The organism is Nostoc sp. NMS2 (assembly GCF_017115105.1).
Classification (GTDB): Bacteria; Cyanobacteriota; Cyanobacteriia; order Cyanobacteriales; family Nostocaceae; genus Nostoc.
Genome location: NZ_JABXKH010000167.1, coordinates 25568 through 52074, shown reverse-complemented (window position 1 = coordinate 52074; position 26507 = coordinate 25568). Strand labels below are relative to the sequence as shown.

At 41.9% G+C, this 26507-nt stretch carries 20 protein-coding genes and 1 pseudogene; 14 read left to right on the top strand and 7 right to left on the bottom strand.

Annotation, left to right across the window (positions count from 1 at the left end):
- The first annotated feature begins 13 nt into the window (after window positions 1-13).
- The 4 genes and pseudogenes from HWQ36_RS31015 to HWQ36_RS31000 form a co-directional block, all read left to right on the top strand.
- Window positions 14-919: a ferritin-like domain-containing protein gene (locus tag HWQ36_RS31015; protein WP_292709976.1), complete on the top strand. Its 906-nt coding sequence runs from the start codon at window positions 14-16 to the stop codon at window positions 917-919.
- Window positions 920-959: 40 nt separating this feature from the next.
- Complete coding sequence (locus HWQ36_RS31010) at window positions 960-2165, top strand: P-aminobenzoate N-oxygenase AurF (RefSeq protein ID WP_292709974.1); 1206 nt, start codon at window positions 960-962, stop codon at window positions 2163-2165.
- 18 nt (window positions 2166-2183) lie between these two features.
- Complete coding sequence (locus HWQ36_RS31005) at window positions 2184-2474, top strand: 2Fe-2S iron-sulfur cluster-binding protein (RefSeq protein ID WP_292709972.1); 291 nt, start codon at window positions 2184-2186, stop codon at window positions 2472-2474.
- Window positions 2475-2515: 41 nt separating this feature from the next.
- Window positions 2516-2638, top strand: a pseudogene (locus HWQ36_RS31000) (type II toxin-antitoxin system prevent-host-death family antitoxin); the annotation flags it as partial.
- Between the two features lie 55 nt (window positions 2639-2693).
- Here the strand turns inward: HWQ36_RS31000 and HWQ36_RS30995 are convergent.
- On the bottom strand, window positions 2694-2900 hold the full coding sequence (locus tag HWQ36_RS30995) for a PIN domain-containing protein (protein WP_292709970.1): 207 nt from the start codon (window positions 2898-2900) through the stop codon (window positions 2694-2696).
- Complete coding sequence (locus HWQ36_RS30990; protein WP_292709969.1) at window positions 2900-3118, bottom strand: hypothetical protein; 219 nt, start codon at window positions 3116-3118, stop codon at window positions 2900-2902. The genes HWQ36_RS30995 and HWQ36_RS30990 overlap by 1 nt, the downstream gene beginning before the upstream one ends.
- Before the next feature lie 139 nt (window positions 3119-3257).
- Between HWQ36_RS30990 and HWQ36_RS30985 the strand changes: the two genes are divergently transcribed.
- From HWQ36_RS30985 to HWQ36_RS30965, 5 genes are all read left to right on the top strand, one after another.
- Window positions 3258-4280 (top strand): aromatic ring-hydroxylating dioxygenase subunit alpha, encoded by a 1023-nt coding sequence (locus HWQ36_RS30985; protein WP_292875213.1) that lies wholly within the window; start codon window positions 3258-3260, stop codon window positions 4278-4280.
- A 185-nt stretch (window positions 4281-4465) separates the two neighbouring features.
- Window positions 4466-5218 carry a sterol desaturase family protein gene (locus HWQ36_RS30980; RefSeq protein WP_292709965.1) on the top strand — a complete coding sequence of 251 codons (753 nt, stop codon included), beginning with the start codon at window positions 4466-4468 and terminating at the stop codon, window positions 5216-5218.
- Window positions 5215-5823, top strand: coding sequence for a DapH/DapD/GlmU-related protein (locus HWQ36_RS30975; protein WP_292709963.1), 609 nt, complete (start codon window positions 5215-5217; stop codon window positions 5821-5823). Before HWQ36_RS30980 ends, HWQ36_RS30975 begins: the two co-directional genes overlap by 4 nt.
- Complete coding sequence (locus tag HWQ36_RS30970; protein WP_292709962.1) at window positions 5823-7337, top strand: GH3 auxin-responsive promoter family protein; 1515 nt, start codon at window positions 5823-5825, stop codon at window positions 7335-7337. Before HWQ36_RS30975 ends, HWQ36_RS30970 begins: the two co-directional genes overlap by 1 nt.
- 513 nt (window positions 7338-7850) lie before the next feature.
- Window positions 7851-8591: a dienelactone hydrolase family protein gene (locus HWQ36_RS30965; protein ID WP_292709961.1), complete on the top strand. Its 741-nt coding sequence runs from the start codon at window positions 7851-7853 to the stop codon at window positions 8589-8591.
- A gap of 6 nt (window positions 8592-8597) precedes the next feature.
- Here the strand turns inward: HWQ36_RS30965 and HWQ36_RS30960 are convergent, their stop codons facing one another.
- Genes HWQ36_RS30960 through HWQ36_RS30950 form a run of 3 tightly spaced genes read right to left on the bottom strand, consistent with a single transcriptional unit; the run spans window position 8598 to window position 11304 of the window.
- Complete coding sequence (locus HWQ36_RS30960) at window positions 8598-9557, bottom strand: BadF/BadG/BcrA/BcrD ATPase family protein (RefSeq protein ID WP_292709960.1); 960 nt, start codon at window positions 9555-9557, stop codon at window positions 8598-8600.
- Window positions 9558-9568: 11 nt separating this feature from the next.
- Window positions 9569-10834 carry an MFS transporter gene (locus HWQ36_RS30955; RefSeq protein WP_292709958.1) on the bottom strand — a complete coding sequence of 422 codons (1266 nt, stop codon included), beginning with the start codon at window positions 10832-10834 and terminating at the stop codon, window positions 9569-9571.
- A gap of 47 nt (window positions 10835-10881) precedes the next feature.
- The gene (locus HWQ36_RS30950; RefSeq protein WP_292709957.1) at window positions 10882-11304 is read right to left on the bottom strand and encodes a GxxExxY protein; all 423 of its coding nucleotides are present in this window, start codon (window positions 11302-11304) and stop codon (window positions 10882-10884) included.
- Between the two features lie 57 nt (window positions 11305-11361).
- Between HWQ36_RS30950 and HWQ36_RS30945 the strand changes: the two genes are divergently transcribed.
- Window positions 11362-14343 (top strand): valine--tRNA ligase, encoded by a 2982-nt coding sequence (locus HWQ36_RS30945; RefSeq protein WP_292709956.1) that lies wholly within the window; start codon window positions 11362-11364, stop codon window positions 14341-14343.
- 206 nt (window positions 14344-14549) lie between these two features.
- Window positions 14550-14984, top strand: a complete 435-nt coding sequence (locus HWQ36_RS30940) for a hypothetical protein (RefSeq protein ID WP_292710160.1) — start codon at window positions 14550-14552, stop codon at window positions 14982-14984.
- Between the two features lie 108 nt (window positions 14985-15092).
- Here HWQ36_RS30940 and HWQ36_RS30935 read toward each other — a convergent pair whose 3' ends face one another.
- Window positions 15093-19526 carry a cadherin-like domain-containing protein gene (locus HWQ36_RS30935; RefSeq protein WP_292709955.1) on the bottom strand — a complete coding sequence of 1478 codons (4434 nt, stop codon included), beginning with the start codon at window positions 19524-19526 and terminating at the stop codon, window positions 15093-15095.
- A gap of 632 nt (window positions 19527-20158) precedes the next feature.
- Here HWQ36_RS30935 and cysC point away from each other — a divergent pair.
- The gene (gene cysC, locus HWQ36_RS30930) at window positions 20159-20743 is read left to right on the top strand and encodes an adenylyl-sulfate kinase (protein ID WP_292709953.1); all 585 of its coding nucleotides are present in this window, start codon (window positions 20159-20161) and stop codon (window positions 20741-20743) included.
- Between the two features lie 31 nt (window positions 20744-20774).
- Here the strand turns inward: cysC and HWQ36_RS30925 are convergent, their stop codons facing one another.
- The gene (locus HWQ36_RS30925) at window positions 20775-22766 is read right to left on the bottom strand and encodes an AarF/ABC1/UbiB kinase family protein (RefSeq protein ID WP_292709951.1); all 1992 of its coding nucleotides are present in this window, start codon (window positions 22764-22766) and stop codon (window positions 20775-20777) included.
- Window positions 22767-23101: 335 nt separating this feature from the next.
- On the opposite strand from HWQ36_RS30925, the gene recN reads away from it, so the two are divergent.
- Together recN and HWQ36_RS30915 are read left to right on the top strand one after the other, a co-directional pair.
- Window positions 23102-24850, top strand: a complete 1749-nt coding sequence (gene recN, locus HWQ36_RS30920) for a DNA repair protein RecN (protein WP_292710158.1) — start codon at window positions 23102-23104, stop codon at window positions 24848-24850.
- An 857-nt stretch (window positions 24851-25707) separates the two neighbouring features.
- Entirely contained in the window at window positions 25708-26244 is a 537-nt protein-coding gene (locus HWQ36_RS30915) for a hypothetical protein (RefSeq protein ID WP_292709949.1), read from the top strand.
- The last annotated feature ends 263 nt before the right edge of the window (window positions 26245-26507 follow it).

Genomic DNA, 26507 nt, shown 5'->3' with positions numbered 1-26507 from the left:
TTGAACATAAAAAATGGATTTAAAATATAATATTGTTGGTTTTGAACTACCGCATAGAGATTCTGATGACCGTTTGCGACGGATATTGACAGCAGCATTACCCAATCAGAATAATTTTGCTAATTACCCACAATTAAATTATTGGGATGCGGAATTTTTCAACTTGCATCAAGTCAAAATTTTTCAACAATCTAATATTAATGAACAATCTGCTATTCTGGAACTTGCCAACCGCAGTTTGTTAGAAGAATCATATTTCATTGAGAAAGCAGGGGTTGGCTACATGGCAAAAATGGTACTGTTAGCAGAAACAGTTGAAGAACGCATGCTTTATGGATTGTTTACGGCTGATGAAGCTACCCACCTTCACCAAATTAGCCATTTTTTACCAGAAATGGAAGTAACTAGTACGGACGATCCGTTTTTGCGCTTACTATCAGAAGTGGTTGAAAGTGCAGATAAAACAGTTTTATTGTTTATGCTGCAAGTCGTTTTAGAAGGATGGGGTTTAAGCCATTATCGGCGTTTAGCGAAGGAATGCCGCTATCCAGTTTTAGCAGAACTTTTTTCCAGTTTTTTACACTCTGAATCCCGCCATCACGCCACGGGAACCACCTTGTTTAATCAAATTACTGTTTCAGCATTCAGTGAAACAACAATTCTTGATATATTGGCACAGTTTTTGTTTATGGTACAGGTGGGGCCCCAAAGCCTACTAACAGCAGTTGAACAAGTAAAAGGACATCTGACGCGATCGCAAAAAATCCAAATTTTAGAAGAACTAGATACAGAGACTCATAGCGGAACCCGATTACAAATATTGCGATCGCTCATGGGCGGAAAATCAGCCCAGTCTATCCTGCAAACCTTAGAAGAACGCGGAGCCTTTCAACCCCTCCCCGCTCATCAATGTGTGTAATAAATATCAATCTTCATCTCTGCGTTAAATCAAAACGGATATGGAAAAAACTATTCATCGCAAATTACAAATTAACCACACCCGCAACAAACAGCAAGATCATACTGCTTTAATGGATGAAGCAGTTAGCAATTTTCGCTATGAAGATTGTCAAAACGAGTATTGGAACCCAGAGGAATTTTCCCTGCTATATGCTACACCTTTATGGGAACAGTCTAGCCAACATCAGCGGATAATTTTGAACCAACTTTACTGGGTAGCTTACTACTCACAAATTGTTTCTGCTGAAATTGCCACTATCTTTTTCAATCAAACCAGTGCAACCGGACTTTACGCTCAAGAAGATTTTCGCTTAATCTGCGATACATTAGACTTGGAATCCTCCCAAGAGCGATCGCACATTAACGCCTTCCGCACAATTGCCAAACAGGTTGAACAAGCGTTGTTTGGGGAACTTATCTTTACCTACCCCATGCGCGGCCCCTTTACAGAAACGATGGTTTATGCTGACACCAATGCCCTAAAAACTTGGTGGAAAAAAATTCAACTTCAATATTTTGGTCTAATTTCTGCGAATAATACTTTTTTGGCTTGTCAGTATTTCACTGTACGGGGAGTGCGGACACTAAATGGCAAGTTAGTACAGCACAAACTCAGCAATTATTATCAAAAACATCCCCATCCTGAAGCTGCTCCCATTCCGGCTAAAGTCTCTTATTATCACTTTATGGATGAAAGTTTTCACTTCAATAGTTCGACAATTATATCTCATGATGTTATCACCTGCCTTGCACCACCAACTGCTTTTGAGCGACTGGTAGCTAATTTAGGATTGCTGGGATGTCAGCGCGATCATTTTCATTTTTCTGCTGCGATAAATGGGATATTCTGGTATGAGCCGGCGCTGTATAGCAAAATTTATCGTGTGTTGCGATCACCAATTTTTGAGATGACTGACAAAGATGCTAAAGAAATGATGCGGCGTTGTTTTACCGAGGAGTCGGAAGGATTGCAGCGCAGTTTTTCAACTCATCAGGAGGCGATGAAATCTTATCAGGTGTATGTTGAAAAACTCGATTATATTTGGCAACGTAATCGGGATATGTCACTGATGGCTACTAATTCAATTTCTCGATATTTGGCGACTCAAAAAAGGGCTTTTCAAGGTTTTGAACACCAAGAGAATTTGTTTTTATCTCACGCAGAGACGCAGAGGTGCAGAGAGGAATGGAAGAGTGTTTTTTAGGTAAAATTATTGCGTATTATGGCTGATTTATGTAAGATATCGTTTCCAGGAAGTGATTTTGTTACTATCACTCTGGAATGTCATCAAAATTTGTCTGAACATCTCACGATTCAGAATTCACCTGTTTTGTTTGGTTGTCGGACTGGTATTTGTGGCACTTGTTTAGTTGAGGTTATTGGTGATATTCCTCCTCCCCAACCTGATGAACAGGAAATGCTGGAGATGTTAGCAGCTAATCATCCTCATACGCGGTTAGCTTGTCAGGTTAATGTTACAGGTAATGTTCAAATTTTTAAGCTGGAAGCGTGAATTTGGTTAAACTTAGTTTAGAGACTTAGTTAAATAAAATCATGGAAACTGTAAATATCCATCAAGCTGAAACGAATCTCTCACAGCTTTTGTTGAGGGTAGAGCATGGAGAAGAAATCATTATTTCTGACAGAGGCATTCCTGTTGCCAAGTTGGTTCCGTTTCGTCTGTAAATTATCTTTTGCTTCAATTGATCGACTGCACAAATATGTAAGTCTGTCAGAATTTGTGCAATTGCATCTTGAGCAGCAATCGCACCCCCTGCTTTGCGGACAATGTAATAGAATTAGTAATTGTTGTTGCTGCAATAAACCCCTCGATTTCACCAGCATCAATTTTTGCAAACACTTTTGCCGCATCCTCTACAAAAGGTTCTCGCGCTTGCAAAAAATCAAGCACAACATTTGTATCAATTAAAATTCGCATTATTGATATTTTTCAGTCAGATAGTTAATATAATCTACTTCAACATCTTCACTTGATATTTCTGTACCTTTTGCAATTCCTCGTAGTCTGGATAAGTTACCCTTTTTCAATTCAGAACTAGTTTCTTGCTGTAACGACTCCAAAAGAATCTGCACTAATGTCCAGCGATCGCTAATTGGTAACTCTAATACCTGCTTTTGCAATTGTTGTAATGTCATGATCCTTTTCCCATCTCAGGCTATCTCATTTTTAATTGTAAATTAACTCTTTTGGAATTCGATAGATACAGCAATGCAGTTCTACTCAAGACATTGCCATAATTTAAATACGATCGCTCTCTCCCCTCTCCCACCCACCATGCAATTTGCAGATTTCTGGTATATTGTCGCACTCAGCGAACAGTTACAACCTAACAAGGTATTACCACGCACCGTTTTAGGAGAATGGTTAGCGATATTTCGTGGAGAAGATGGACAACCCGTAGCTTTGCGCGATCGCTGTTTACACCGCAATAGCCGTCTATCCGCAGGTAAAATATGTAATGGTGCTTTACAGTGTCCCTATCATGGTTGGGTATATGACGGGGTTGGTAATGTCATTGCTGTTCCAGCCGAAGGAGATGATTTCAAACCTTCCCCGCAGCGTCAAGCCAAGTGTTACGCTACCAAAGAACAGGATGGCTATGTTTATGTGCGGTTAGCCGATACCCTAAGTGTTGATTTTGAACCCTTTTCTATGCCTCACTACGGACAAGCAGGGTGGGAAACGGTGCGGGTAATTAACCGTTTTGCTAATAATGTTACTAATTGTGCTGAGAACTTTATTGATATTCCCCATACGGCTTTTGTTCATCCTGGTGTTTTCCGTACTTCTCGCCAACAAAAGTTAGAGATGACTGTAAAACGCTGCAATGGTTCGGTTTTGGTGGATTATCGCAACGAAAATAGTAATCTGGGATGGTACAGCCGTTTTCTGAATTTGCAGGGTGCAGAGATTAAACATAGCGATCGCTTTTATATGCCAAACATTACTTATGTAGAGTATAAAATGGCACACAATCGCCATTTATTCATTACCAGTCAATCTATTCCAGAAACCGATAATTCAACCCTGGTTTACACAGATGTCACCTACAACTATGGTATTTGGAATAAGTTAGCACGTCCCTTTGTGCGGTGGACTGCTCAACACATTATCCGCCAAGACGTGGAAATTTTGGGTATTCAGGGAGAAGCGATCGCTAAATACGGGACACAATTTTATAATACGCCTGCGGACACAATTCATATATTTGTAGAGTCAATTATGGCAGCTATATCTCGTGGAGAAGATCCGCGTTTATTGCCAAATCAATCAGTAAAAGTTACATTTTGGGTTTAAAAAATAATTCGTAATTCGTAATACTTCGGCTTACCTCGACTTCGCTCGGCACAAGTCGCTCAGTACAAGTTCGTAATACTTCGGCTTACCTCGACTTCGCCCTTCGGCTACGCTCAGGACAGGCTCGGCACAAGTCGCTCAGTACAAGTTCGTAATTCGTAATTAATCAGTGTGAGCAATTAAAAGTGGGAATACATAACTTTACACAATTGCTAATTTTTGGCTCTTTTCTCGGATTAGTTGGTTGGACTATTAGCAATCAGGTTGGACGAACTCAACTCAAAGTTAAAAGTCGTGAGGATTGGTTGCTAGATGGTATAGGATTAACGATTCAAGGAATCCTGATTCCCTTACTACAAGCTACTTTAGTTTATTCGCTATATCAACATTTATTACCTGTTCAACAAGGAAGTTTAAAAGTATCATTAATTCCAGCTTTTATTATCAATTTTGTTTTTGTTGATTATTTATATTATTGGAATCATCGTTTATTACATACTCAATGGTTGTGGAAAGTTCATCAAGTCCATCATACTGTTACTCAGATGGATGTATTAGGAACTTCTCGCAACACACTTTGGACAAGTTTGTTAATTGTTTATTTATGGATACACACTTTATTTTTATATCTGTTAGCCGATCCAACAGGTTATGTACTTGGAGTTAGTCTAACTTCTGCGTTAGATTTATGGAGACATAGCCGCTTGATAATTCCTCTAAATACCAGGCTTTATCAATTTTTATCTTCTTGGTTAATCTTACCACAGGATCATGCTTGGCATCATTGCCGCGAAGTCCACAATTATAACTATGGCGCTAATCTTAAAATTTGGGATAAGTTACATAAAACATATTATGAAAGCGAAAATTTGCCATTTACAATCGGAATTCCTAGCTCATCAAACTTGTTTCAAAAACTTTTATTTCCATTTTCATGACAGTTCTAAGTAAAATTATATTGTTTTTTCCCACCTTTATATTATTGCTAACCGGGGCAGCAATAGTCTACCTTGCTTATTCACCCAACATTTTCAGCATTCTGGCAGTCTTCCTTTCTATTTATGGACTACCAGTGCTAGTTTATCGCTTGCATGAATGGGTTTATCCTGTGCGTGAGGGTGTTAGTTATCTACAAAGTGAAGAATATAGTCCCTGGTGGGGTAGTCATCAAATCCAGGTAATTTATATTGCAATTCCGGTGTTGGAAGCAGTGCTGCGACTGATTCCGGGGGTATTTTCCTGTTGGTTACGCTTGTGGGGTGCTAAAGTGGGGCGAGATGTATACTGGACAACAAGATTGGAGATTGCCGATCGCAGTTTGTTAGAAATTGGCGATCGCGTTGTTATCGGGCATGGTATCGGTATATACTCCCATATTATTAAACCCCGCAAGCAAAATTTAATGTTGTATGTCAAAAAAGTCAAGATTGGCAGCAATGTTTTTGTGGGAGCCGGATCTAATCTTGCTCCCGGTGTAGTCATTGGCGATGGTTCTTATGTACCAGCAGCCAGCAATCTTTATCCTAATCAAAAGGTGCAATAATGCGTCCGATTATTCAGCTTTTTGGGCAAATTCTTGCACCAACTACGAAGCGATTTTATCAAGCTTTGGATAACCCAGAGTTAATGCAGACATCTGTACAGAAGGAAATTTGCGATCGCCTAATCAAGAGTGAGTATGGTAAAACTTTAGGTATCCATTCTGTAGATGATTGGCAGCGTGTACCAATCGTAGATTATGATGCACTCGAACCCTGGTTAAATCAAAAACAGCAGCAAATTTCCCTCACACCAGAACCCATTTTGTTCTATGAAAAAACCTCTGGTAGTAGTGGAGCAGTGAAATGGATTCCTTATACTCAATCTTTGCGGCGATCGTTTAATCAAATATTTTGTGTATGGGCGCATGATTTAATTGTACATGGCCCAAAATTTTCCACAGGCAAGATTTATGCTTGTATCTCGCCGCAATTAAATGTAGCTGATAGCCAAACTTTACAGAACGATTTAGATTACTTAGATGGCTGGTTGCGTTGGTTTTTGCGTCCTTGGTTGGTAATGCCAAGTAAACTTAATCTGCTGCATGACGCGAACTTATTTAAACATCAACTCGCTTTGGCATTATTAGAGGCTGAAAAATTAGAAATTATTTCTATTTGGAGTCCTAGTTTTCTGCAAGTACATTTAAAATATATTCAAGAAAATCAGGATTTATTGCGAAGAGAATTACACAATCGGATTTCACCTTATCGCCTGCAACACCTGTGCGAAAGTAATATTCCCTGGATGCAACTCTGGCCAAATTTGAAGCTGATTTCATGCTGGGATAGCGCCAATGCAGCAGATCAAGCTCAGGGATTGCGTTTGCAATTTCCAGGTGTATTAATCCAAGGTAAAGGACTCCTAGCAACCGAAGCACCAATAACGATTCCGTTGATTGTAGCTGGGGGATGTGTGCCGGTTCTCAATGAAGTGTATTTCGAGTTCGAGGATGAGACTGGTTCCCTGCATGGTTTACATGAACTCAACATTGGCAAGGAATACGCGATTATTTTATCGCAGAAAGGAGGATTGTATCGTTATCGAATTGGCGATCGCATCCGGGTAACTCATTACTATCGCCACACTCCCTGTTTAGAGTTTCTCGGACGAAATCAAGCCGTTAGCGATTTGGTGGGCGAAAAGTTGCAAGAAACTTTTGTAAATAATGCTCTGACTCTATTGAATTTGCAAGAAATTAATTTTAAAAGTTTGATGCCCATTGCCGATCCTCCCCACTATATTTTATTATTAGATTCGGCAAAAGAAACCCCAGAAATTATTGCTGAAAAACTGGATCTGGCTCTATCAGAATCATATCATTACAAAAGAGCGCGAACCATCGGTCAACTTGCACCACCACAGGTTTTAATATCTAGTCAAATTCCTGAAGTGTTAGTTTCTCATCGTATCCGCACTGGAAGTATTTGGGGAGGTATTAAACATCCAATTCTGGCAACATCACCTATTAGCACTGAACTTTTACAAGAATTGAAGTTGAAAATTTCCCAGAAATAGTTAACCCCTAAATATTGATGAGTTCCTTACTGTGCTTGTTTTTTTAAGCAAGTTGGCGCAATTAAAACTAACTGGCAAAGACTGTCATTTGTCCTTTGTCATTAGTAAGGGTTTTAATCCAATTTACATTTCGTAACATACTTGGGTTTTTTCGCACCAACTTACTTAGTACAACATTTCATTAATGCGTAGCGAATTCTCTGCGCCCCTTTGCCTTTACCTTTGCGAACCTTTGCGTTTAAATTTCAACCCTCAATTCGCCATGATTTTGTGCAAAGCTGTACTTAGCTCCCAACAGTCATCATCTGCGATGTTTTTTTACTATCAATAAATTAATATAATTTCGTTCTGTAGATTTTGAAAAATGTAGAAGAATACTACAACCAGTTCAATATTGAAAACGCGAAATGGCATTGGGCTGTACTTCGTCCCGCAACGCTAACGCATCTCTAAGCGGATTATTGCGATAAAGCGATCGCTAAATGCCATATTGATATACACGGAGATAAAAAAGTGCAAATTACTAAGCGCAATGTTGAGTTAAGAGTAGATGGCAGTTTGATGCGTGTTTATGTTGCGGCTCCCAAAGCAGCAGGAAAATACCCTGGTATTGTCTTCTACAGTGATATTTATCAGTTAGGCGATGCAATGATTCGTCTAGCTAACTATTTAGCAGGATACGGCTATGTAGTAGCAGCTCCAGAAATTTTTCATCGAATAGAGCCAGTTGGTTTAGTAATTGAGCCAGACGATATCGGAAGGATGCGGGGTAATGACGATGCGCGTCGAACCTCCGTAGCTGATTATGATGCCGATTGCCTGGCTGTGATTGAATTTCTGAAAACAGAGAGTGCGGTTTCTCCAAATCAAATAGGCACTCTCGGCTTTTGTATTGGTGGACATTTAGCATTCCGCGCAGCATTTCAAAGCGAAATTCGGGCTTGTGTCTGCTGTTACCCTACTGGCATTCCCAGTGGGAAATTGGGTAAAGAGGTAGCTGATACAATCCAGAGGGTAAATGAAATCCAAGGTGAGATGCTAATGGTGTTTGGTACTCTTGACCCTCATATACCAGATAGCGATCGCCAAACTATAATCAAAACAATCGAGAATGCTAACATACCTCACCAAGTTTTCTTGTATGAAGCAGAACATACATTCATGCGCGACGACGGTTATCGTTATGATTCTAGTGCTAGCACCGCAGCTTGGTCTGAAATAATAACTTTTTTGAAGCGCATATTTGCAAACTGAAAAATGTCAAATTTGAGTTGTTTGCAACGCTAATAACCCAGCACCGTAAGCAGGCTCATACCTGGGAAAAATCACCTGTACTTTAGGGAACTTGTGAACAATTGATTCTGCAAATCTATCATGGATCTTGCATCTACCGCGCCACACACTTCCTGTTGTAACTACTTCTACAATTGAGTCAGAACTAAAAATTGCATCAATTACTGTAGATGTAGCTTTTACTAACTCTTTGACAGCATCATCAATTATGATATTCGCTACTATATCACCTGATGCTGCTGCAAAATCTACAATTGGTGCTAAAGACGCAATCTTTTTAACTCCCCATCCTCGCCGATATATTACTTCTATTAAATCTTCTATATTTTCTAAATCAAGATGGTGTTTGAAATACTCTATTAAACTCGTTGACATTTCCCGTCCATCATAAGATTTTAATGCTGCATTCATCCCTGCGATCGCAATTTTATAGGCACTACCTTCATCTCCTAAAATATAACCCCAGCCGCCGACTCGCTTAATATCTCCCTGATGATTTCGTCCGAGAACTATCGAACCAGTACCTGCTGCAACCACAATTCCTACAGGCTGACCAATTCCACCAACTAAAGCAATGAAAGCATCGTTACAAATTACAATATTTGCTGGTTGCAATGCCCAAACAATAGGTAGAAAATTTTGATTATACAACTCTTTAACTAAACCTTTTACTACTTTGATATCTGCTACCCGTCCAACACCTGCTAAACCCAAACATATCGCGTCAATCTTCAAAGTATTTATAATTTTTACTTCATCAACTGCATTTTTAATTGCTGATTTAATAGATTTTAAAGTTGCTTCAATACCTATACTTTGATAATTAGATGATCCAGATTCACCGCGACCTAGTACTTGATGCGAATCATCAATCAAGACACAAATAGTCTTGCTCCCGCCGCCATCTATTCCCAAGACATAACTCATAGGTAAAAATCTTAATTATTTTGGCGCTTCGGTTCTTCTTTTAAAGGTATAAAAAAGATAGCAATCATTCCAGGAATAGTCAGCAAACAAACCAAGATAAAAAATAATGGATAACCAAGTGCTTTTTGTAGATAACCACTAATTAAACCTGGTATCATCATACCTAAAGCCATAATGCCAGTAGAGATAGCAAAATGAGAAGTTTTATATTCACCTTGGCAAATATACATTAAATAAACACTAAAAGCTGTAAATCCAAAACCATAGCCAAATTGCTCCAAGGAAACCAAAGGATATATTAATGTTAACGAAGGCTTAGTGTAAGCCATATATACATAAAATATATCAGGCAAATTTAACGCCAAAGCCATAGGGAATAGACATTTTTTTAATCCATATTTTGAAATTAGCAAGCCTCCTAAAATTCCTCCAAAAATCAGGGATATTACCCCAAAAGTCCCGTAGACTAACCCGACATCTGACGTTGACAGCCCTAAGCCTCCTACTTCTGGTTTGTCCAATAAAAATAAAGAAGCTATTTTGACAAGCATTGCTTCACCAAGTCTGTAGAGCAAGATAAAGGCTAAAATACTGATAATTTTATCCTGAGCAAAATATGAGCTAATGATTGACCAAAATGGGATATTTTCTCTAGCTTGTATTTGTCGTTGATTATCTGATTCGGGTAAAGGTAAAATTAGGCGATGGGAAATGAACAGGATTGCTAAAATCAAAGCTGAGAATCCAACAGCAATAGTCCAGCTTAAAGGAATATTATTGAGAGATACTTCAAGCTGACCTGCTAAGACTACTAATATTCCAGAACCGAAGATTACAGCAAGTCTATAACAAAGTGAACGAATGCCAACAAAGAAGGCTTGTTGTTCTGGAGATAAAGCGAGGAGATAGAAGCCATCTGTGGCAATGTCATAAGTTGCAGAAATAAATGCTCCTATTGTTAATGTTGCGAGGGAGATGAAAAAGAAATTTGGCAGTTGTAAGGAGAAGGCTATTAAACCCAAGCAGCAGAACATGGCAAATTGGGTATAAAGTATCCATTGACGTTTGGTAGAATAAATATCGACAATTGGGCCCCAAAACATTTTGATGACCCAAGGTAGATAGAGAAAACTTGTCCACAAAGCGATTTGGGTGTTATCTATTCCCAGTTTTTTGTAAAAGATTACGGAAACTGTGTTGATGATGACGTAAGGGATGCCGGAGGTGAAATATAGGGTGGGAATGAATGTCCAAGGGGAGGTTGTTTGGTGTTTCATGGATTTGGGGAACGAACCGCCAAGACGCCAAGTGCGCCAAGAGAAGATTAAGAGAGGATGATGCGTTTGATGCCGTCTTTGAGAAGGGGGACGTTAAAGTTGATGAGAAGGGCTAAGGGGTAATTAGTCATTTTAAGGTATGAGAGGACTTGAGCTTCGTGGATTGGGGCTAAATTTTGGACAGCTTTCAATTCCACAATTAGACAATTGGCTACTAGAAAGTCTAATCTCCCCTTGCCTACTTCATGTCCTTTGTAATTTACTGTTACCGACTTCTCAACCAGATGAGCTATCCCGCACCTGAAAAATTCTATAATTAGCGCCTCCTTATACACCTCCTCCAAAAACCCTGGCCCCAACACCTTATGCACCTCAATCGCCGCCCCAATCACAGCATAAGCTAGTCTATCCACCTCCTCACTTGGCTCCCTTCTCTTGGCGTCCTTGGCGTCTTGGCGGTTCGTTTCCATCAATCCCTCTCCAACCCTGTGGCAAAATTTATTAGAGTCCTTCCTTAGTTTTCCCGCATGACCGCAACCATTCCCAATCTCCCCAGCCTCTACGACCCCTTTTCCACCGAAGCCAAGTGGCAAAAATTCTGGGAAGACAACCAAGTTTACAAAGCTGACCCCAACAAAGGCGGCGAACCCTACTGCATCGTCATTCCCCCCCCCAATGTCACCGGCAGCTTACACATGGGTCACGCCTTTGAAAGTGCGTTGATTGATACCCTCGTGCGCTACCACCGGATGCAGGGACGCAATACCCTATGGCTACCTGGAACTGACCACGCCAGCATTGCTGTGCATAGTATGCTGGAAAAGCAACTCAAAACAGAGGGTAAGACTCGCTACGAATTGGGACGCGAAAAATTCTTAGAACGCGCTTGGCAATGGAAGGCGGAGTCTGAGGGAACGATTCTGAATCAGCTACGACGCTTGGGTGTCTCGGTGGACTGGTCACGGGAAAGGTTTACCCTAGATGAGGGTTTATCTAAAGCTGTTGTCGAGGCATTTACTCGCCTCTACGAAGAAGGCTTAATTTATCGTGGTGAATATTTAGTTAACTGGTGTCCAGCTTCTCAGTCGGCTGTGTCTGATGTGGAAGTAGAAAATCAAGAGGTTAATGGAAATCTCTGGCACTTCCGCTATCCCCTCACCGATGGTTCCGGTTTTGTAGAGGTGGCGACAACTCGACCAGAAACGATGCTGGGTGATACGGCTGTAGCGGTTAATCCCAATGACGATCGCTACAAACATCTCATCGGCAAAACTTTAACTCTACCCATTCTACAACGAGAGATTCCCATCATTGGCGATGAATTTGTTGACCCCACTTTCGGCACAGGCTGCGTGAAAGTGACTCCTGCCCATGACCCGAATGATTTTGACATGGGTAAGCGTCACAATCTGCCGTTAATCAACATTATGAACAAAGACGGCACTCTCAACGCCAATGCTCTTGAGTTTCAAGGACAAGACCGCTTTGTTGCTAGAAAAAATGTGGTTTCTCGCCTAGAAGCAGATGGCTTTTTGGTGAAGATAGAAGATTATAAACATACCGTTCCCTACAGCGATCGCGGTAAAGTACCTATTGAACCCCTCCTCTCAACTCAATGGTTCGTCAAAATTCGCCCCCTAGCTGACAACACTCTCGCATTCCTCGACCAGCAAACTTCCCCAGAGTTTGTCCCCCAACGCTGGACTAAGGTCTATCGTGATTGGCTAGTAAAACTCAAAGATTGGTGTATCTCTCGCCAATTATGGTGGGGACATCAAATTCCGGCTTGGTACGCTATCAGTGAAACCGATGGCCAAATTACCGATAACACCCCCTTTGTGGTGGCGAAATCGGAAACTGAAGCTTGGGAGAAAGCTAAATCACAATTTGGCGAAAATGTCAAGTTAGAACAAGACCCAGATGTACTAGATACTTGGTTTTCTTCTGGACTCTGGCCATTTTCGACTTTGGGCTGGCCGGAACAAACTCAAGATTTAGCAACTTACTACCCAACTACCACTTTGGTAACAGGCTTTGACATCATCTTTTTCTGGGTAGCCAGAATGACCATGATGGCTGGGCATTTTACTGGACAAATGCCTTTCCAAACAGTTTACATCCACGGCTTGGTGCTGGATGAAAAAGGTCAGAAGATGTCAAAGACCAAAGGTAATGGCATTGACCCATTGTTACTAATTGACAAATATGGTACTGATGCCCTGCGGTATACCCTAATTCGGGAAGTGGCTGGCGCGGGTCAAGATATCCGCCTGGAATACGATCGCAAAAAGGATGAATCGGCATCGGTGGAGGCATCGCGCAACTTTGCAAATAAGTTGTGGAATGCTGCCCGGTTTGTGATGATGAATTTGGATGGACAAACACCGCAACAACTGGGGAATCCAGTAGCAACCGAATTGAGCGATCGCTGGATTATCTCGCGCTATCATCAAGTTATCAAACAAACCAGCAATTACATCGATAATTACGGTTTAGGGGAAGCAGCAAAAGGACTCTATGAGTTTATTTGGGGTGATTTCTGCGATCAGTATATTGAACTGGTGAAATCCAGATTGCAAGCAGATGCCGATCCAGTATCGCGGCGGGTAGCACAGCAAACCCTCGGCTACATATTGGAAGGGATTATGAAACTGCTTCATCCCTTTATGCCTCATATTACTGAAGAAATTTGGCAAACTCTCACCCAACAACCAATAGATTCTCTGCAAACTTTACCATTGCAAATGTATCCCCAGGTGGATGCAAATTTAATTGATTCAGCTTTGGAAGAACAGTTTGAATTACTGATTGCTACTATCCGCACAATTCGGAATTTACGCGCAGAAGCGGATATTAAGCCAGGGGTAAAAGTAACAGCGAATTTGCAAACTGAAAGTGAGAAGGAGCGAGAAATTCTCACTGCTGGACAGTCTTATATTAAAGATTTGGCAAAAGTTGAGATTTTAACCATTACTGACAAGGAAAGAAGCCAAACTGTTGCGAAAAAACCTCAGAGGGGTTTGAAGACAATTGGCTTAATTATCGTCGGCATTGTCTTTGGTAGATTGGGTTTAGCTGCGGGAAATGCCATTGATGACATTCCCATCATCGGAACTTTCTTTGAAATGGTGGGTTTTGGTTACACAGCTTGGTTTGTTAGCCAAAATTTACTGACTGCTCAAGCGAGACTTAGGTTATGGGGACGCTTTTTCCCGCAGACAGAATTAGAACAACTACAAAAACCAGAAAATGCGATAGCTGGTGTAATTGGTACAATACAAGTGCTAATTCCTCTTAATGGTGTAGTGGATATTGAAGCTGTCCGTGCCAAACTAGAGAAAAGCCTAAGTAAAGCTGAAGCCGAAGTTCAATCCCTCAGTACCAGATTAAACAACCCTAGTTTTGTGGATAGAGCCAGAGCCGACGTGGTACAGGGAGCGCGGGATGCCTTAGCAGAAGCACAAAAACAAGTGGAAATTTTGCGCGATCGCCTAAAGGCGTTGTCTTAGGTATCGCCTCCATGACTTAGGATAACTGTAATGGGTAATGAGAGTGTCAATAATTCTCGATTACCCATTACCAATTAACAAGATATAAATATCAATTCTGGCACTTATTACTTTATTAATTTTTTTTTGAATTTTGAGAGAAGTCGGAGCATTGGCTTTCGGCGATCTCAACTTAGGTGATTTTGAATTGGAGCGAAGCAACCCTCATGCTATATCTAGCCCAGGTGCGTAAAAACGATTTTTTAGACCAGCACCAGTTACGCTTGTTGGCACGTCAAGAAGCTGATAACTTGTGGGCGATAATTCCAGAAGAGGCTTTCATTCTGCTAGGAAAGGGAAAGATCATGAGTGAGAACTTGCTTGTTTTAGTAGAACTTTCCCAAACAGGCGACATTGAAAGAATAGAAGACGCTACCAACTGGGTACTCCATCTGGTACAAAACTACCTCACCATCGGCATTACCCCAGAATTTTTGCAGCACGAAGCCGAGCGAGCAGAACATTGGCGACAATCCTTGACGTTGCAAAACCAAGACTTAGCGCGGCGTTCTTTAGAATTGGAAGCTCGTCGTGAACAAATTCAAGCTTTAGAAGAAAGCCTCAAACGCGAGAAAAACGGTTATTCCCAAGAGGAAAGTTAAAAGTTTACAGTTTTGTTGCACCCAAATGTGTATTTATAACAGATTACCCAGCAAGAGTTGATGTCTCTTACTGGGTAATTTCTCAATGCTGGCTATAATTAGCTTTCGTTAGGCAATAACAGTAATATTTGCACTACTAAGCATTGCTTGATTCGAGAACTGGGCGATTTGAACTTGTGTAGCTTTACCAATCCCATCTGCGTCAAAGAATAGTTTCCCCGTAGTTTGATCGTAAATAAAGCGATCGCTTCCTGCGATCGAACTGGTATCAAGTCGAAACAAGCCCGAATCGAGCGTAGTATTCTGAGATTGAACCAGTGCGAATTCAGCCTTGGAAACCAAAATAATATCATCTCCAAGAGTAAAATCAGCGATCGTATCATAGCCCCCAGTACGGCTACCAGCTAGGTTGAAGCTGTCTTGTCCAATTCCACCAGTCAGCACATCTTGACCAACTCCACCAACTAGTAAATCATCACCTAGACCACCGAGCATGGTGTCATTGCCTGAGTTTCCAAAGAGGCTATCATTACCATCTCCTCCACTCAAGATGTTAGCAGCATTATTTCCCGTCAGGATGTTATTGAGGCTGTTACCAGTACCATTGATTAGCTTGCTTCCAGTCAAGGTCAACTTCTCCAGGTTATTTCCCAACACCCAAGTTATCGAAGAATTGACTAAATCTGTACCTCCATTTAAGCCTTCAATAATAGAGTCGTTCACGTTGTCTACAGTGTAAATGTCATTGCCAACTCCACCATCAAGACTGTCAACTCCTGCACCTCCATCTAAGGTGTCATCACCTGTACCGCCCAACAAGGTGTCATTGCCAGAATCCCCCAACAAGGTGTCATTGCCAGAATCCCCCAACAAGGTGTTAGCGCCAGTATTTCCCGTCAGCAGGTTATTAATGCTGTTACCAGTACCACTGATTGCCCCACTCCCAGTCAGAGTCAGCTTTTCCAGATTATTTCCCAACACCCAATTTACCGAAGACTTGACTAAATCTGTGCCTGCATCTAAGTCTTCAGTAATAGAATCATTCAGGTTATCTACAGTGTAAATGTCATTGCCAACTCCACCATTGAGACTATCCGCTCCCAAACCTCCATCCAAGGTGTCATCGCCAGAACCCCCCAACAAGGTGTCATTGCCTGTACCACCTATCAGACTATCGTTCCCATCAACTCCATTCAACGTGTTAGCGCCAGTATTCCCAATCAGGATGTTCTTAAGGCTGTTACCAGTACCATCAATTGCTTCGGTTCCAGTCAGGGTCAAGTTCTCCAGGTTATTTCCCAACACCCAACTCACCGAAGACTTAACTAAATCTGTGCCTGCATTTAAGCCTTCGACGATAATATCACCTACGTTGTCTACTGTATAAATATCATTGCCGACTCCACCATTGAGACTATCCGCTCCCAAACCTCCATCTAAGGTGTCATTACCTGCACCGCCCAACAATGTGTCATTACCTGCACCACCCAATAAGGTGTCATTGCCAGCTTCTCCGCTCAAGATGTTAGCACCAGTATTTCCAGTCAAGATATTATTAAGGCTGTTACCAGTACCATTGATTGCGTCGGTTCCAGTCAAAGTCAAGTTTTCCAGGTTATTTCCCAATACCCAACTCACCGAAGACTTGACTAAATCTGTACCTGCACTAGCGGATTCAACAATAGTGTCGCCGATGGTGTCTACAGTATAAGTGTCATTGCCTTTACCACCAATGAGGCGATCGTTACCTGCACCACCATCTAAGAAATCATTTCCATCACCGCCATCAAGTGTGTCGTTATCACCTAGTCCATTGAGCGTGTCATTGCCCAGCAATCCTAAGATGATATCCAGGTTCACCGTACCATTCAGGGTGTCTGCACCTGAAGTGCCATTAGTCTGATTGAATTGATTAATAGTCAAGTTTACGGTGGCAGTACTGCTGCCACCCTGCCCATCACTTATGGTGTAAGTGAAGCTATCGGAGCCATAATAGTTTTGGACAGGGGTATAAGTGTAAGTACTGTTGCCATTGTTAACTAAGTTTCCTTGGCTAGGTTGGGTAAAGCCAGTAATGCTCAATACATTACTGACATCCACATCTGTATCATTGCTCAACAGAGTTGTAGCGTTAATGATAATAGGTGTGTTTTTGTTTGTGGTGATGCTGTCGTTAACAGCAACGGGAGCATCATTCACTGCCGTAATATTAATATTGCGGGTAACGGCGGTACTATTAGCAGTCCCATCATTGACTATAAAGCTGACGGTACGAGGTGTGAGACTGGGGTTATCGCTGCTGTTGGTATAAGTAATGGAACGCAGGGCAGTTTGATAATTAGCAACACTGGAACTGCCAGTTAAAGTTAAAACCCCTGTGCTGCTGTTGTAGCTGCCCGTAATCCCATTTTGGTTAGTGAAGGCGAGAATATCTTGAGCAGAGGCAAAACCACTGCTAATGCTAACAGTGGCACTGGAAAGGTTAGCAGAGTCTAAATCGCTGACAGTGATGCCTGAGTCGATGACTGTAATTGCATTCTCAGTGTATGCTAGGGCAGAGTTGGTGGCAGTAGCAACGGGCGCATCATTCACTACCGTAATATTAATATTGCGGGTAATGGCTGTACTATTAGCAGTCCCATCATTAACTATAAAGCTGACGGTACGAGGTGTGAGACTGGGGTTATTACTGCTGTTGGTATAAGTAATGGAACGCAGTGCAGTTTGATAATTAGCAACACTGGAACTGCCATTTAAAGTTAAAACCCCTGTGCTGCCGTTGTAGCTGCCCGTAATCCCATTTTGGTTGGTAAAGGCGAGTGTATCTTCAGCAGAAATAAAACCATTGGTAATGCTGACAGTGGCACTAGCTAGGTTAGGGGAGTCTACATCGCTGACGGTAATACCTGAGTCGATGGCTGTAGTGGCGTTCTCAGTATAGACCAGAGCAGAGTTTGTGGTGCTGGCAACAGGTGCATCATTCACCGCCGTAATATTAATATCACGTGTAAGGGCGGTACTACTAACATTCTGATCGTTAACTATAAAGCTGACGGTACGGGGTGTGAGACTGGGGTTATCACTGCTGTTGGTATAAGTAATAGAACGCAGGGCAGTTTGATAGTTAGCAACACTGGAACTGCCAGTTAAAGTTAAGATACCTGTGCTGCTGTTGTAGCTGCCCGTAATCCCATTTTGGTTGGTGAAGGCGAGGGTGTCTTGACCAGAGACGAAACCACTGGTAATGCTGACGGTGGCACTAGCCAGGTTGGGGGAGTCTTCATCGCTGACAGCGATCGCTGAGTCGATGGTTGTAGTGGCGTTCTCGGTGTATGCCAAGGCAGAGACAGTAGTAGAGGTGATTACTGGGGGAATCCCACTTTTGTATACTTGGGCATATATCCCCCCATTAAGATTTATTTCCTCACCCTGCGGTACTTGCCTATCTTGACCATAGCTAGTCCAGGAAACAACAAAGTCCCCCCTTCCATTCATCGCTACTGTGGGGGTACTTTGGTCGTTGGCGGTCTGGGTATTGACCTTAAATTCGCCCCCTTGAGCCACCCCAGCACTGTTGTAGCGTTGGGCATATATCCCATAGCCAGAGCCGTCTTGAAGATTGCTTTGCCAGGAAATGACAAAGTTCCCCGTTGTATCCATCGATATTTTGGGGTTAATTTGATCGCTGATGGTAGTGAAATTGACCTTAAATTCTCCACCTAGAACCGCCCCATTACTGTTGTAGCGTTGAGCATATATCCCATAGCCTGACCCATCCTGATTTTCGCTTTGCCAGGCAATGACAAAGTTCCCATTTTGAGCGATCGCTATTGTGGAGTTAGTTTGATTGTTAATGGTCTGGGTATTGACCTTAAATTCGCCCCCTTGAGCCACCCCATTACTGTTGTAGCGTTGGGCATATATCCCATTGTTAGATTCATCTTGAAGATTGCTAGTCCAGGAAATGACAAAGCCCCCTCCTGCATTCATCGCTACCGTGGGGTTATATTGCTCGGCACTGGCCTTGTTAGTGACATTAAATTCGCTCCCTTGAGCCACTCCATTACTGTCGTAGAGTTGAGCATATATCTCATAGCTAGACCCGTCCAGATCAAACTTAGTCCAGGAAATGACAAAGTTTCCATTTCCATTCATCACTACTGCGGGGTTCAATAGAATGCTGTTGGTGTCGGTATTGACCTTAAATTCACTCCCTTGAACCACCCCAGAACTGCTGTAGCGTTTGGCATATACCCCATTGCTAGAACCAAACTCATCAAAACTAGTCCAGGAAATGATAAAGTTCCCAGTTGCATCCATCGCTACTGTAGGGATACTTTGGTCAGTGGTGGTAATGGAATTGACCTGAAATTCACTCCCTTGACGCTGCCCATCAATGTTGTATCGTTGGGCATATATCCCACCAACCCCGTTTTGATCAAAACTAGTCCAGGAAATGACAAAGTTCCCATTTTGATCTATCGCTACTGTGGAGTTAGATTGATTACCGATAGTGGTAGTATTGACCTGCAATTCAGTCATGAAAAAACCTCTCTTAAAAACTAAAAATTTGATTTCAACAATTACGTTCTAATGAGGCAGATTCTTTAGTAATTAGGAATCACTGCACTCGATCGCAGCCAGTAATTCAACTCTGCTAAAGTAAATGCTTGGCGGATTTCTTTTCGTTCCTAATTTAAAAGGATCGGACACTGTACACCAGAAACTGCACATCATAAAGCCTGTCGTCATGAACAGTCAGTGGCTCTAGCCTTTAAAATTGAGCGAGAGATCGCTCACTACTAACCCAGCAAAATTAATGACACAGACCACTATTGGTCTGTCCCATTAATTCTGAAGGGTTATAAAAGTTTGTAGTAAGCACTTCAGTGCTTAAAATTGAGCGATTTATCGCTCACTACAAACCTTGCAAAACTTATGGGACAGACCACTAGTCTTGCCATCATTGTCAATAAATAAACCTGTATCAGGAACACCTAAATAAAGGAATCGCCCACAGATAACAGGTAACGCTGCTATAAAGCTGCACAGGATCTAATCTTTGTAAACATTTTGAACTTAGTTTTCTATAACTTCCTAGTGGTAAGTCTTATTTCGCAGACTATTGTTATAATAAAGACTATTTTTTTAAATTAAATCTGTATATATACTGGATGCCATTTGAAGTGTACTGCGGGGGTAGGATGAGACAACAAGAGTCTGGGGTGACAGTATGGTTCACTGGTCTAAGTGGTGCAGGGAAAACTACTATCTGTCAATTCGTGGAAAAGGAACTGCGGATACAGGGATACAGAGTTGAAGTTCTGGATGGTGATGCGGTACGTCAAAATCTATGCAAAGGGTTGGGTTTCAGTAAAGAGGACCGAGAAGAGAATATTCGCCGTATTGGCTTTGTAGCTCATCTCCTTGCAAAAAATAATGTAATTGTATTGGTTTCGACCATTTCACCTTACCGTGAAATTCGAGAAGAAGTGCGCCAAAATATTCCATGTTTTATTGAAGTTTACGTCAATGCATCATTAGAAGTTTGTGAACAGCGAGACGTAAAAGGGTTATATAAAAAAGCCAGAACGGGGAAAATTCAAAACTTCACTGGTATTGATGATCCTTATGAAATACCACTGCGTCCTGAAGTCGAATGCAAAACTAACCAAGAAAGCGTTGCTGAAAGTGCAACTAAGGTTTTAGAAAAGCTGGAAGAGTTGGGTTATGTAATTGCGAATGTTAATGAGTTATGAGTTAAAGAAATTTTTTAACTCATAACTCTTACTACGATGCCAATAATTGCCGAATCAACCTAGCTATAGCTTTTTGCGTGAAGCGGTTGGCAATTTTTTGACCTAAACGTTGTACATCTGAATTTACCAATAACTCGGCAACTTGAGTCGCAAGTTGCAGTGGGTCAAAGCCTCGTGTTTCTTGGAGAATACCTAATATATGTTTGATATGCTCTAAAGTTTGTTGTTGCTCAACTGTCGCTGCTGGAGTTTCATTAACTGCTGTCAATCCAACACGTTCCCGTAAGAGGGATGTGAAGTTATGCAAAACGTTTTTACTTAAAGCATCGAGTCCATTAACAGATTCATCTACTAGCTTGTCAAGGATGAAAGCACCACGTTCAGATGATAAAAATTCTATCCCCTGATTCAGCACTAAGTTTAAGTCGTAGTCTTGACTGTTACGTGCATTACGTAATAAGTTCTCTAAGCGATTCCAGCGAAATCTGCCATCTTTAAATAGCAAATCTTGCAATGATGCTCTTAATTGCGGTGCTTGGTCTGTTAACAGACGTTTAGAAACGTAGGGATAAGCTTCGCTGAGGACTTTAAAGTTGGGATCTATAAATATTGCAATCCCTTCGAGGGTAACAAGGGAACGAATAATTAAGGCGTAGTAGGGAGGTACGCGGAAAGGATACTCATACATCAAAGCCGATAGTTCATCGGTGATGCTTTTAATGTTAAGGTCGGCAACACTGGCTCCTTGGGCATCAGCAAAGACTCTGGCAAAAGCTGGGATAATTGGTGTTAAATCGGTTTCTGGTGATAAGAAGTCTAATTTAACGTAGTCTTTTGCTAATCCTTCAAAGTCGCGGTTGACGACGTGGACGATCGCTTCAATTAAACCATAACGCTGTGGTGGCTTAATTTCGCTCATCATTCCGAAGTCGAGATAAGCCAATTTACCATCTGGTGTTGCTAATAAATTACCAGGGTGGGGATCGGCGTGGAAAAATCCATGTTCTAGCAATTGGCGCAGGGAACACTGGACACCCACTTCAATTAGATAACGAGCATCTATGCCTTGGGCGCTAATTTCTGCTGTCTGGGTTAATTTGATACCGTTAATCCATTCCATCGTCAAAACGCGACGATTGGTATATTCCCAGTAAATCTTCGGTACGTAGATGTCTTTTATGTGACCGTACAACTCGAAAAATCTTTCGGCATTTTCACCCTCGTGGATGTAGTCCATTTCTTCAAAAATGCGATCGCCTAATTCATCAAGAATCCCAACTAAGTCACTTCTTACCCGTTTGACTTTTTTCTGCACCCAGGCAGCGAGGTTACGCAAGAGATACAAGTCAATAGCGATCCGCTCTCTTAAGTCGGGGCGTTGGACTTTTACGGCGACTTCTTCACCAGTTTTTAGCTTACCTTTATATACTTGTCCCAAGGAAGCCGCAGCAATTGGCTGGGCCGAGAGTTCGGCGTAAACCTCTTCTGGAGGCGCACCTAGTTCTTCTTTGATAAACTGGTAAGCAAGTTCGTTGGGAAAAGGTGGTAATTGGTCTTGTAGTTTGGTTAATTCTTCTAGATATACGGTAGGAACAAGATCCGGTCTAGTGGACAAAGCTTGTCCAATTTTGATGTAAGCAGGCCCCAGTTGAGTCAGCAATACTCTTAACTGAGTGGCTCGGCGGCGGTCATTTTTGACGACAATTCCCCGTTTACTATCCCACCACAACCCAAAAGCAAAGGAAAAAGTCGGCCCCAACACGGCGAAAATCCGCCGTAAAACTTGTAGGGGTTTGTTTTGGTAATGCGCCGCTATGCCCACGGGATCGTAAAGTGTCTCAGGTTCGGCTGTTGTCCTGATCTTTTGGGCTGCTAAGAGTCTTGGTGAACGCACAACTAAGCTTGATGTACCATTTTCTTCTGGCACTATATCTATAACGTCCAGTTCGCCTCGGCTATTTGTGCCGTTGCGACTATCCTCCTGAATCGGTCGGGAACTAGGGGGAAGTGTCTTAACAATCATGAAAAAGGCCACCAGTCAGAACGATCACATTAAGTATTGTAACAATATTATTGGGCATTGGGCATTGGGTATTTCAATTTTGGATTTTAGATTGACGATTTTGGATTAAATTTCAATCTAAAATCCAAAACTTGTACTGAGCGACTTGTGCCGAGCGGAGCCGAGGTAAGTCGAAGTATCTAAAATCTAAAATTCTTACTCCCCAATGGGTCTGCTACACTTAAACAGGCATACTAGTTCAATAGTAGTAGGTATTGCCAGTTGCTGAAAAATTATACTTATTGTCCTGTAAATTAGAAGTATCCGGCATCTGTCCTTATGGAGAATTTGGCTTGATGTTGCTTTGCCTGCGAATTGAAAACTTTGCCTTAATTGACCAACTGGAATTGGAATTTGGCGCGGGACTAAATGTGTTAACAGGTGAAACCGGCGCTGGAAAATCGATTATTTTGGATGCCATTGATGCCGCCTTAGGCGGTAAAGTCTCTAGTCGAGTCATTCGCACGGGGACAAGTCGAGCGATGGTAGAAGCAACTTTCACCTCAAATGCCTCCCTAGCGGCTTGGTTGACTGAACAAGAAATAGATTTGCTTGATGAAAATTGTGTAGTTATTAGCCGAGAAATCACAGCCACTGCAACTAATATCCGCAGTCGATCGCGGGTAAATGGCGTGTTGGTAAATCGGCAGATTATGGGAGGAATGCGCGATCGCTTGGTGGAAATCACAGCCCAAGGTCAAACGGTACAAGTGGGACAATCTGCCCAAGTCCGCGACTGGTTAGATTTATATGGCGGCGATTCTCTAATGCAGCAGCGTCATAAAGTCGCTACGAGTTTTAATACTTACCAACAGGCGCATTTAGCATTAGAAAAACGCCGGACATCAGAACGGGAACGGTTGCAACAACTAGATTTGCTCACTTATCAAGTGCAGGAATTGGGAGCAGCCAATCTGGGCGAACCTAATGAGTTGGAACAGTTGGGACAAGAACGAGAACGCCTAAATCATGTCGTCGATTTGCAACAGATGAGTTACAAGGTCTATCAAGCTTTGTATCAAAACGACAATGAAACCCCAGCCGCAGCAGATTTACTGGGAGACAGTGAGGCTACATTAAATGACATGGTGGAGTACGATACCCAACTACAACACCTATTGGAATTGGTTAGAGACGCGCAAGCTGCGGTGATGGAAGTGGGAAGACAGATTAATGCTTATGGGGATGGTTTGGAAGCCGATCCGCAGCGATTGTCAGAGGTGGAAGAACGGATTCAAGAATTAAAGCAAATTTGCCGCAAGTATGGGCCGACACTTACAGAAGCGATCGCTTATTACCAACGTATCCAAGCGGAATTAGCCCAACTTAACGACAGTGAACAATCTATAGAAAATTTAGAACAGCAAGAAAAGGCGTGTTTTGAAAAACTTACCCAAGCAAGTAATCAGTTAACTCAATTGCGGAGTAAGGCGGCTGCTAATTTAGAATCACGTTTGATAGCTGAACTCAAGCCTTTAGCGATGGAAAAGGTGAAGTTTCTGGTTGAGATAGTGCCTGCTTTCCCCACTGTTATGGGAGCAGATAAAATTACTTTTACATTTAGTTCTAACCCTGGAGAACCACTGCAACCTTTAACGGAAATTGCTTCTGGTGGGGAAATGAGCCGCTTTTTACTGGCGCTGAAAGCTTGTTTTTCTCAGGTTGACGTGGCTGGGACAATGGTTTTTGATGAAATTGATGTCGGGGTTTCGGGAAGGGTCGCCCAAGCGATCGCGGAAAAACTACACCAGCTAAGTCAACGCAACCAAGTATTATGCGTTACCCACCAGCCTTTAGTTGCGGCAATGGCCGATCGCCATTTCCGCGTAGATAAGCAAACTATTAATCAAGGCAAAGGTAAAAAAGCTAATAATGGCAACGCCGAGCAGCGTACCGTTGTCAGAGTTACTACCCTGGATAATTTAACCACTCGCCGGGAAGAATTAGCGCAGTTAGCTGGTGGTAAATCTGCAAGCGATGCGATCGCTTTTGCCGAATCTCTGTTATTGCAAGCTGCTAACCACCGTCAAAAAATTAAAAATTAAAGTTGAAGAATTCAGAATGGGCTAAACCCTAGCTATCCGCTAACAGAATTCAGGAGCGGAGCCGGAGACGTTTCCGTTGCTCCGGTCAAAATCAATACTTCGGCTTACCTCGACTCCGCCCTTCGGCTACGCTCAGGACAGGCTCGGCACGAGTCGCTCAGTAACCATCAGTCGGGGATTCAGACCGGCGCAGGTCTTGTTGACCACCAAATTTTCAATTTGGTGGGTGTGCAAAAACCTGACTTTTCACGGCATCTGGAAAACCTCTCTTCTATTTCTCTCTTCCTTTAAGGAGAGAGACTTTTAATTTCCCCCTTCCCGCCACGGGTTGGGGGTTAGGGGGTTAGGTTTTTGGTGGACTTTTCCACATAACGTGAAAAGTCAGGTGCAAAAACGCCGATTATTCATCCGCCAGTCATACAGAATACCCAACTGTTCGCGGAGCGTGCCGGAGGCATTATTCTGTTAGCGAATAGCTAGGGTTTAGCCCGTCCTGACTCCTTAATTCTGTTCGATAAAGATGTTGTAGGGGCAATTTGTCAAGTCTGATTTATACCAATTTCAATGAGCTTAACCTGCAAATTTCAGTACAAAAAGGATCTAAATATTTGACACAAGCATCTAAAGATTTTTCATTGTAAAAATTAGTTAATTTTTATATATTTTTTCAAGTAGCTAGCGTTAATTACAGGTTTTTTGTCCCGTAAATTTTATGAAAACACTCTGTAATTCAGTCCGAAAATCTCAAGATTAGCAACTAAAAAAACAAAACAAAAGTTACAAAAGAAGCTTAATTGTGCCTTTTTAACATTTCTTAGCTACGCAAACTTTATGTCCTAATAGGAGGATTAACTCTAATGGCAACTGATACAAATTCTTTTCCTAGTAATACTTTTGATAGTCTGTACCCTGGCAACCTCAGCGATCCTTTCGCACCTGGAGGCGCGTTTGGTATCCCATCTGAAGGCAGCTTCGACCCTTCCAAATATGGTATTCCAACAGAAGGCAGCTTCGACCCTTCTAAGTATGGTATCCCAACTGAAGGTAGCTTCGACCCTTCTAAATATGGTATCCCAACTGAAGGTAGCTTCGACCCTTCTAAGTATGGTATCCCAACTGAAGGTAGCTTCGACCCTTCTAAATATGGTATTCCAACTGAAGGTAGCTTCGACCCTTCTAAGTATGGTATTCCAACAGAAGGTAGCTTCGACCCTTCTAAATATGGTATTCCAATTGAAGGTAGCTTTAATTTGGGTAGCTATGGTATTCCAACAGAAGGTAGCTTCGACCCTTCTAAGTATGGTATTCCAACAGAAGGCAGCTTCGACCCTGCTAAGTATGGTATTCCAACTGGAGGTGGTATACCAAATTTTGGTGGTAGCGCAATTCCTTAGTGGCAATTGTATAATTTTAAGGGCAAATTTAAGTTAGACATAATCTCAAAACTCTGGTTTTGTCTATCTTTTAATTAATTAATGTGCAACTTTCAATAAATAAAAATCCCACCCTAGCAAGAGATAACAATTACATTTGTAGCTTTTGCATAGGGTGAGATTTTTGTTATTTATAGCAGACCTAAATAATTCTTTCTTTCTTTTCTTCGTACCTTCGCGGTTCGTTAAAAAAGAATTTTCACAACTCAAATAGGACTGCTATA

Bases quoted from the DNA above. Each gene is read 5' to 3' on its own strand.
- HWQ36_RS31015 (WP_292709976.1), top strand. From the start codon at position 14: ATGGATTTAAAATATAATATTGTTGGTTTTGAACTACCGCATAGAGAT.
- HWQ36_RS31010 (WP_292709974.1), top strand. From the start codon at position 960: ATGGAAAAAACTATTCATCGCAAATTACAAATTAACCACACCCGCAAC.
- HWQ36_RS31005 (WP_292709972.1), top strand. From the start codon at position 2,184: ATGGCTGATTTATGTAAGATATCGTTTCCAGGAAGTGATTTTGTTACT.
- HWQ36_RS30995 (WP_292709970.1), bottom strand. From the start codon at position 2,900: ATGCGAATTTTAATTGATACAAATGTTGTGCTTGATTTTTTGCAAGCG.
- HWQ36_RS30990 (WP_292709969.1), bottom strand. From the start codon at position 3,118: ATGACATTACAACAATTGCAAAAGCAGGTATTAGAGTTACCAATTAGC.
- HWQ36_RS30985 (WP_292875213.1), top strand. From the start codon at position 3,258: ATGCAATTTGCAGATTTCTGGTATATTGTCGCACTCAGCGAACAGTTA.
- HWQ36_RS30975 (WP_292709963.1), top strand. From the start codon at position 5,215: ATGACAGTTCTAAGTAAAATTATATTGTTTTTTCCCACCTTTATATTA.
- HWQ36_RS30970 (WP_292709962.1), top strand. From the start codon at position 5,823: ATGCGTCCGATTATTCAGCTTTTTGGGCAAATTCTTGCACCAACTACG.
- HWQ36_RS30960 (WP_292709960.1), bottom strand. From the start codon at position 9,557: ATGAGTTATGTCTTGGGAATAGATGGCGGCGGGAGCAAGACTATTTGT.
- HWQ36_RS30955 (WP_292709958.1), bottom strand. From the start codon at position 10,834: ATGAAACACCAAACAACCTCCCCTTGGACATTCATTCCCACCCTATAT.
- HWQ36_RS30950 (WP_292709957.1), bottom strand. From the start codon at position 11,304: ATGGAAACGAACCGCCAAGACGCCAAGGACGCCAAGAGAAGGGAGCCA.
- HWQ36_RS30945 (WP_292709956.1), top strand. From the start codon at position 11,362: ATGACCGCAACCATTCCCAATCTCCCCAGCCTCTACGACCCCTTTTCC.
- HWQ36_RS30940 (WP_292710160.1), top strand. From the start codon at position 14,550: ATGCTATATCTAGCCCAGGTGCGTAAAAACGATTTTTTAGACCAGCAC.
- HWQ36_RS30935 (WP_292709955.1), bottom strand. From the start codon at position 19,526: ATGACTGAATTGCAGGTCAATACTACCACTATCGGTAATCAATCTAAC.
- cysC (WP_292709953.1), top strand. From the start codon at position 20,159: ATGCCATTTGAAGTGTACTGCGGGGGTAGGATGAGACAACAAGAGTCT.
- HWQ36_RS30925 (WP_292709951.1), bottom strand. From the start codon at position 22,766: ATGATTGTTAAGACACTTCCCCCTAGTTCCCGACCGATTCAGGAGGAT.
- recN (WP_292710158.1), top strand. From the start codon at position 23,102: ATGTTGCTTTGCCTGCGAATTGAAAACTTTGCCTTAATTGACCAACTG.
- HWQ36_RS30915 (WP_292709949.1), top strand. From the start codon at position 25,708: ATGGCAACTGATACAAATTCTTTTCCTAGTAATACTTTTGATAGTCTG.